Raw genomic sequence first — 8,818 nt, 5'->3', positions numbered from 1 at the left:
TGTTATCTGCTGCCTCTACTACAGTAAGAGAGTTAAGGCCAAAACCTAATGCAATCGCCAATGTGCATTTTGTAAAATTATTTATCTTCATAAAATCACCTCTTCTATAAAAATTGCAACTTGCTAGTTTAATAATTTACAAGCAAACGTTTTCACCTATAACTCCAATTATATCACTGTGAAAATTTTATTTCAAGAAATTGGTTATACTACTTATATAAATAGTGAAAATAAATTAGAAATAAAAAAGGTTAAGAGTAAGTTTTTTAAAAAACTAGTTCTTAGCTTTTATTTTATTAGTAATTATTCCTCCGCAAAAATCTGTGTTGCTTTCACTGCACGTTGCCAACCTTTATAAAGCTTTTCGCGTTCTGCTTTTTCCATCGTAGGAACAAATAGTTTGCCTGCAGTATTTAGGTTCTTAAGCTCATCTAGGCCTTCCCAATATCCAGTGGCTAATCCTGCTAGGAATGCAGCACCTAAAGCTGTAGTTTCTATATTTTCAGCTCGAGCGACTTTAACGCCTAGGATGTTTGCTTGGAATTCTAATAAGTAATCGTTGTTAGCAGCTCCCCCATCGACTTTAAGAAGAGGAATTTCTACTTTAGCATCAATTTTCATAGTATCGATAATGTCGCGTACTTGATAAGCGATAGATTGTAACGTAGCTTTAACCAGATCTTCTTTAGTAGTAGCACGTGTTAAACCGAAGATAGTTCCACGAGCATCAGGATTCCAATATGGAGCACCTAATCCTGTAAAGGCAGGCACTAGATATACTTCGTTATTATTTTTAGAATTATAAGCTAACGATTCAGTTTCAGATGATTTTTTTATTAATCGTAAACCGTCTCGTAGCCATTGAATGGCACTTCCTGCAATAAAAATAGATCCTTCTAAAGCGTAATAAACTTTTCCATTTATACCATAACCAATAGTAGTTAGTAGGTTGTTTTTAGAAAGTTCCATATTTTCGCCGGTATTCATGATAATGAATGAACCTGTACCGTATGTATTTTTTATCATCCCTTTATCGAAGGCAAGTTGTCCGAAAAGAGCAGCTTGTTGGTCTCCTGCAAGTCCACTAATCGTAACTTCCCCACCGTAAAAATGATAGTCTATAGTTTTTCCATATACTTCTGAATTTGATTTAACTTCAGGTAGTAGAGATTCTGGTATATTTAGAATTTCTAAAATTTCTTTATCCCAAGTTAAATCTTTGATGTTAAATAGCATCGTTCTAGCCGCATTTGTGTAGTCAGTAACGTGAGTTTTTCCACCTGTAAGCTTCCATACTAACCATGTGTCGATAGTTCCAAACAGTAGTTCTCCATTTTCAGCTCGTTGTTGTGCACCAGGTACATTATCTAATATCCAGCGTATTTTAGTCGCAGAGAAATAGGCATCTACGACTAAACCAGTTTTCTGATGAATCATATCTTTATAACCATCACTAACTAGTTTATTAGCTATATCAGCACTTTGTCTACTTTGCCAAACTATTGCATTATAAATAGGAAGTCCAGTTTTTTTATCCCAAATAACGGTAGTTTCACGTTGGTTTGTAATTCCAATGCTATCTATTTGATTTGGTTTTATACCACTTTCGATAAATGCTTCTGCAATGACCGACTGTACTGAATTCCAGATTGCATTAGCATCGTGTTCAACCCATCCAGATTGAGGGAAAATTTGCGGAAACTCTTTTTGACTACTTGCTATTATCTCTGCTTTTTTATTAAATATTATCGCTCTAGAACTTGTAGTGCCTTGATCTATTGCCATTACATATTTTTTCATAATTCACCTCGAAATATTTATGTCACTAATATTATATCATTTTATAATAGTGTTTAAAAGATGAAGAGCAGGTATAATTATAGATTGAAATATTAAATAGTATATGTTGTGGAATTAGATTATTACATAGCGTATTATTAGCGTTTTTCGTATTTTTCTTATAAAATAGAGAATGATAGTTTTTAAAATAATTTATTATAAAATAAAGGAGAAATACAATGAATAGTTTACACAAATCATTAACAGCATTACTAGAAAAATTAGAGGAAAATGGTGTTTTACAAAAAGAAAAGATTAATACAGTAGCACTTAAAACAGAGGAACTTGCTAAACATATTCGCGATCGTTTCGCAAAAGAACACGCGGATTTAGAAATTCGTAGACTTTTAGAAAAAGTACACTACGCTAATACTTATGAGGATAAAGTGTTGAAAGAAACAGCATTTTTAGTCGATGAAATCAGTGAATATATGTTCAAACTTGAAATTGCTAATCGTGATTTTGTAGTTGGATATTTTAATACTTTAATTATTAATCCAGCTATTGAAGCAACAGAATACAACTTTGTATTAATGGAAGTAGATAGTTTAATTGAAAATAGTTTCTTAGAATTACCTGAAGAAGAGGAATAATGATGAAAATCTTAATACCGACAGCCAAAGAACTAAATAAAAAAGCAATACCGCAAGAAGGATTGAAACTTAGTGAAGAAAGTCTGGAAATAGTTGCTGAATTTGCTAAATTTAGCACCCTAGATTTGGCTAAAGTTTATAAAATCAAAGAAGATAAGGCGATGGAAGAATTTTCTCGTTGGCAAGATATAAATAACAATACAGCAAAAAGTTATAAAGCATTAGAATTGTTCAATGGTCTAATGTATAGAAATATAAATCGTGATAATTTTGATGAGGCTGATAGGAAATATGTAGAGGAAAATGTATTTATTACAACATCTTTATATGGTGTAATAGGTGCTTATGATTTAATCCAAGAACATAGATTAGATTTTTTGCAAAATGTAAAAATTTCTGGGCAGTCATTAAAAAATTTCTGGAGAGCTAATTATGATGAAAGCATAGAAGATGAAAATCTTGTTGTTTCATTGCTTTCTAGTGAATTTGAAGAAGTATTTTCAAAAAAACAAAGAGAGAAATTTATTAAAATCAGCTTTATGGAAGAAAAAGATGGAGTGTTAAAAGTTCATTCTACAATATCAAAAAAAGCAAGGGGAAAATTTTTAACTGAGCTTGTAAAAAATAAAGTTTCATCAGTAGAAGAAATGAAGAAAATACAGTTTGATGATTTTAAATTTAGCGCAGAAAATTCAGATGGAAGAACATTAGCTTTTATAGCTAAGAGATAATTAAAATAAGGTAGAGTTTATATAAAAGGAAAACAATAAAAAGGATAGAAGAAGATGAAATTAGAAACTAAAACCAGTAAATTATATTACGGATTTCCAGTAATATTAATAGGTTATAAGGACAAAAAATGGAGATACAATGTGACGGCTTGTAGTTCATCATATTCTTTAGGTGATATGATTACAGTTGGACTTACAACAGAGAGTAATGCTGTAGATAATATTAAAGAATATGGAGAATTTACTGTAAATATTCCTTGTCAACAAATTCTGAGTAAGGTTGAAATCGCAGGATTTCATTCAGGTCAAAACAAAATCGGAATGGCTGATATGACATATGATCCAGCAAAATATATTGATGCACCAATAATGGATGAGTGTATAATGTCTCTTGAATGTAAAGTGGAAAGTATTATTGAATATGGAAAATTTACGAATTTTGTAGCAACGATAAAACGAAGAGTTGTCTGTGAGTATCTTTTAGATGAAGAAGGAAACCTTAAATATACACAGTTTAATCCAATTTATTTTATGGGTGATGATAATAAGAGAGTTTATCGATATTTTAATGAAGAGAGTAAAAATCACGGAGAAAACATGGGATGTTCTTCAGAAGATGATTATAATCCACTTTGCGGATAATATAATATAATTGAACAAAAATAACGAAGAAAGGAGGATATTAGTATGTATTGCAATATGCAAGTACATAGTGCCTATGATTTATTGAATAGTACGATAAAGTATGAGAGTCTATTTTCGAAACTTATTAAGGATAATCAAAAGTCAGTTGTTATAGTTGATCCAAATATGTACGGAGCAATAAAAGCACATAAAGAAGCTAAGAAATCAGGTGTTAATTTGATTCAAGGTTTAGAAGTGAGTTTGGGATATGGTATAGGACTACTTAAATTTAACATATTGTGTAAATCAGAAAAGATGTTCTATAAATTGTTAGAAATCTCTACTAAGTTTATGAATGAAGAAGAGTGGACTGTAGAAAATTTCGCTAATGAAATGACAGACTATAAGGATGATTTTGTCTTAATAGTTGTTGATGAACTTAGAGATAGTATGGAATTTTCATATTTAAATAATTTGCTTGGTAAGTATAATTTTTATTTTGGATTTAATGAAAGTTTTCAAGTAAGTACTTATAGTTTTTATGAAAATATAGTTTATACAAAACCAAGTTATTATTTAAATAAAGAACATTATCAGCAAGTCATTGTTAGTCGTGCTATTCGCGATAATAAAAAGCTTAATATACAGGAACTTACGACTATTTCAGGAGATGAATTTGTCAGAGAACAAAAAGACTTTGAAGAGATTTTTACATTTGATGATGAACAACTACACTCAGTTTTTGAAAAATCATTTAAGAATCAAAAAGAAATAATTGATAATTGCCAATATGACCTGAATTTTTCTGGATATCATTTGCCAAAGTATATTTACGGAGAAAAAGAAGAGATATTCTCTAACTTATCTTCTAAGGAATATTTGCTTTATTTGGTTCAAAAAGGTGTGAAAGAAAAACTAGTGGGTAGAGATTTATATCATTATAAAAAACGTTATAGTTATGAGCTTAAAATCATCGATGAAATGGGCTTTAACGACTACTTTTTAATAGTTTATGATTTTGTGAAATATGCAAAAGATAATGATATATTAGTTGGAGCAGGACGTGGTAGTGCTGCTGGAAGTTTAGTTTGTTACTTACTCGATATAACAGAAGCGGATCCATTGGAATATAATTTGCTGTTTGAAAGGTTTTTAAATAAAGAACGTATCTCTATGCCTGATATCGATATAGACTTCCAAGATACTAGACGTGATGAAGTAATAAAATATGTAGAAGAAAAGTATGGTTCTGATAAAGTAGCTCAGATTATTACCTTTACAACATTTCAGTCGAAAAGTGCAGCAAGAGAATCAGCAAGAATATTCCAGTTTGATGAAAAAACATTAAAATTTATTAGTAGTAATATCAGTTCTACAAGAACATTGAAAGAATGTTATGAAATGTCAGAAGAACTGAGAACATTTATTAATCAAAGCAATATTAATAAACGTTGGTTTAGTATAGCTCTTAGTTTAGAGAATTTACCGAAGAATCCATCTGTACATGCAGCTGGGATAGTAATAAGTGATGATAAGTCACTTGTTAACTATGCTCCACTTGCCAAATCAAATATGACGAAGTATTTAACGCAGTGGACGATGGATGATGTAGAGAGTGTCGGCTTATTAAAAATAGATTTTCTAGGTATTAGATACCTTACAATGGTGTCAAGTATTGTAGAGGAGATAAAAAAAGAAAATCCAACGTTCGATATAACAAAGATAAATTATCAAGATCCTAAGGTTTATGAGCTGTTTGCTAGAGGTAAGACAGAGGGTATCTTCCAGTTCGAATCGAGTGGTATGAAGGAAAAGTTAAATCTCTTAAAGCCTACGGAATTTAATGACATCGTTGCGATGAATGCTCTTTACAGACCTGGTCCTATGGCTCAAATAGAAGTCTATGTTCGTAGAAAAAACAAAGAAGAGCAAGTAGTATATCCACATCCTCATTTAGAAAAAATATTAAAAGATACTTATGGGGTAATTGTTTACCAAGAGCAGATTATGCTGATTGCGGTAAATTTTGCCCATATGAGTCTTAATGAAGCGGATAATATGAGAAGAGCTGTAAGTAAGAAGAAAAAAGAAGATTTGGAATACTATGGTCGCATATTCGTAGAGAAGAGTGTTGTAGCTGGGTATGATATAAAAGTTGCTGAGAAACTTTTTGAGCTTATCGTTACCTTTGCAAATTATGGTTTTAATAAAAGTCATGCGGTTGTGTACAGTATGTTAGCTTATCGTTTAGCGTATTTGAAAGTCTATTATACTAAGTACTTTATGACAGCTTTATTAAATAACGTAATAAGTAGTGAAAAGAAAATAAATGAGTATAAACAAGAACTTAATAATCTAGGAATAAATCTTGTTAAACCTGATGTTAATAGGAGTTTATCTAATTTTAGAGTTTTTAAAAATGATATCGTATTTGCCTTAACCGCAATAAAGAATGTTGGTTATAGGAGTAGTTATGAAATAGTTCAAGATAGAATTAATTTTGGATTATATCTAGATATAGATGATTTCTTAAAACGAATGAATAAGAAGGTTGACTATCAAGCAGCAGTTTCACTGGTTAAAGCTGGTGCGCTAGATACTTTTGGATATAATAGAGCTACTTTGATGAAAAAAGTAAATGACTACTATTCTGATAATAGACAGTATATTAATAATGTACGTGTTGCTTTATCTGCGGAAAGTGGGCTTACATTGAAAGTTGAAGAAGTGGAAGATTATCCAATTACAGAAAAAATTCAAATGGAAAAAGAAGTAACAGGGACATATTTTTTAAAACATCCGGTACAGGTAGAAAAAGAGAAATACTCTTATTTACCACTTCAATATGTTGGCGGTGAAATAAGTGATAGTTATGTAGAAATAATAACGAAAAAAGAAATAAAAACTAAAAACGGTGACTATATGGCGTTTTTAACGGTTAACGATGGGAAAAACGACTATGATGTTACAGTATTTCCAAGTGTTTATAAGTATGCAAATGTCTTTATAAAAGTAGGTAGCTTTGCGGTTATGTCATTGAAAAAACAATTACGCAACGGCAGAGAACAGTTTATATTAGAAAAGATAGCGAGCTTGAAAAATTATAATGACTATTGTATGAGTAATATGAAAATTATCTATACAATTATTGATGATGCTATATTGGACTTACTAAGTGAATATAAAGTTGAAAGTAGCAAAGTTAAGGTGATTGCGTTATTAAATAATGATTCAACAAAAGGAAGAACATTTTTTATAGGAAATGAACATATTTTTGTTCAAAAATTTTTGGAAAAGTTCCCTGAAAAACGCATTAAAATCGCATACATGTAAATAATCAAAAAAAATCGAACAAAAATAAAACAAAATTCTGTTTTTAGTAGAAAAAAGTTTGAAAATATGTTATTGTTTATAGGTAAATTTAAAAATAATTAATAACAAAGTACGAGGAAGGTAATAGTACATGAAAAAAATAGCAGTTTTAACAAGTGGTGGAGATGCACCAGGAATGAACGCAGCAGTGCGTGCAGTTGTAAGAACAGCAATCTATAATGGATTAGAAGTTTATGGAATATATCAAGGATACAAAGGATTAATAGAAAACAATATCAAAAAACTTGAAGTAGGAGATGTTGGAAATATTATTAACCGTGGTGGAACAATGCTTTATTCAGCGCGTCTACCAGAATTCGCTAACCCAGAAGTTAGAAAAATAGCTATTAAGAACTTAGAAGCTTTAGGAATTGACGGATTAGTAGTAATCGGTGGAGATGGTTCATATCGTGGAGCTATGGCTTTAAGTAATGAAATGAATATTAAAACAGTCGGTGTTCCTGGAACAATCGATAATGATATCTGTTGTACTGATTTTACAATTGGATTTGATACGGCACTTAACACAATCGTTGATGCAATTGACAAGGTTCGTGATACAGCATCAAGTCATGAGCGTGCATTTATTATCGAAGTAATGGGACGTAATGCAGGGGACTTAGCATTATTTGCTGGTATTGCAGGAGGAAGTGAAAGTCTTCTAATTCCAGAGAAAAAAGAAGATATCGAAGAAGTTGTTGCACGTATTAAAGCTGGAGAAAATCGTGGTAAAAAACACTCAATCATCGTATTGGCAGAAGGTGTAATGGGTGGTCAAGAATTAGCAGATAAACTTACAGAACTTACAGGAGAGAAAGTAAGAGCTACTATCCTAGGTCACATCCAACGAGGAGGAACTCCAACTGCTCAAGATAGAGTATTAGCTTCTCGTTTAGGAAACTATGCTGTACAATTATTATTAGCTGGTGAATCAGGTCGTGCAGTAGGTATTCAAAATAACAAACTTGTTAGTACAAAATTCCAAGATGTATTCAGCGATGCGCACAATGTTGATCTAACAATTTATGATGTATCTAAACAACTTTCAATCTAACAATAGAAAACGTTTTCTTAACATAAAAATGTTTGTTTTTTAGAAAAATGTTTGAAAACAAGTTGAAAATAGGTTAAAATAGTAATAGTAAAGATAAAAACTTAAGAGGTATGTAATATTATGATACAGAAAAAAACTAAAATAATTTGTACAATTGGACCTAAGTCTGAAGCAAAAGAAAGACTTACTGAAATGGTTGAACTAGGGATGAACGTTTGTCGTCTTAACTTCTCTCACGGTGATTATGCAGAGCACGGTGCAAGAATCCAAACAATTAAAGAAGTTAGAGAAGCTACAGGAACAAACTTAGCAATCCTTTTAGATACAAAAGGACCAGAAATTAGAACTAACAACATGGAAAATGATGCAATCATGTTAGAAACTGGAAATGATGTTATCGTTTCTATGACTGAAGTTTTAGGAACACCAGAAAAATTCTCTATTACATATGCAGAATTAGTACATGATGTTAAAGCTGGAGACACTATTTTATTAGATGATGGACTAATAGGATTAACTGTAAATAGTGTTGATGTTGAAGGTGGATTAATCTACACAACTATCCAAAATGGTGGAGTACTTAAAAACAAAAAAGGAGTTAACGT

General features: G+C 31.1%; 7 protein-coding genes. 6 read left to right on the top strand and 1 reads right to left on the bottom strand.

Going from position 1 to position 8,818, the window contains the following annotated elements; genetic code table 11:
- Positions 1-303: 303 nt before the first annotated feature.
- Positions 304-1,800, bottom strand: coding sequence for a glycerol kinase GlpK (gene glpK / locus RWQ73_RS07050; protein ID WP_314407622.1), 1,497 nt, complete (start codon positions 1,798-1,800; stop codon positions 304-306).
- Between the two features lie 218 nt (positions 1,801-2,018).
- Here glpK and RWQ73_RS07045 point away from each other — a divergent pair, with 218 nt between their 5' ends.
- The 6 genes from RWQ73_RS07045 to RWQ73_RS07020 all read left to right on the top strand — a co-directional run.
- Positions 2,019-2,432, top strand: a complete 414-nt coding sequence (locus tag RWQ73_RS07045) for a hypothetical protein (RefSeq protein WP_314407621.1) — start codon at positions 2,019-2,021, stop codon at positions 2,430-2,432.
- A 2-nt stretch (positions 2,433-2,434) separates the two neighbouring features.
- Positions 2,435-3,163, top strand: a complete 729-nt coding sequence (gene yaaA / locus RWQ73_RS07040) for a peroxide stress protein YaaA (protein ID WP_314407620.1) — start codon at positions 2,435-2,437, stop codon at positions 3,161-3,163.
- Between the two features lie 54 nt (positions 3,164-3,217).
- The gene (locus RWQ73_RS07035; RefSeq protein ID WP_314407619.1) at positions 3,218-3,805 is read left to right on the top strand and encodes a flavin reductase family protein; all 588 of its coding nucleotides are present in this window, start codon (positions 3,218-3,220) and stop codon (positions 3,803-3,805) included.
- Positions 3,806-3,850: 45 nt separating this feature from the next.
- On the top strand, positions 3,851-7,120 hold the full coding sequence (locus RWQ73_RS07030) for a DNA polymerase III subunit alpha (RefSeq protein WP_314407618.1): 3,270 nt from the start codon (positions 3,851-3,853) through the stop codon (positions 7,118-7,120).
- 130 nt (positions 7,121-7,250) lie between these two features.
- Positions 7,251-8,213: a 6-phosphofructokinase gene (pfkA, locus tag RWQ73_RS07025; RefSeq protein ID WP_314407617.1), complete on the top strand. Its 963-nt coding sequence runs from the start codon at positions 7,251-7,253 to the stop codon at positions 8,211-8,213.
- A 120-nt stretch (positions 8,214-8,333) separates the two neighbouring features.
- On the top strand, positions 8,334-8,818 hold a 485-nt coding region (locus RWQ73_RS07020), incomplete at its 3' end, for a pyruvate kinase (protein ID WP_314407616.1).

The sequence above is a fragment of the uncultured Gemella sp. genome, assembly GCF_963525875.1.
Taxonomy (GTDB): Bacteria; Bacillota; Bacilli; order Staphylococcales; family Gemellaceae; genus Gemella.
This window is presented reverse-complemented; position numbering and strand designations above follow the sequence as displayed.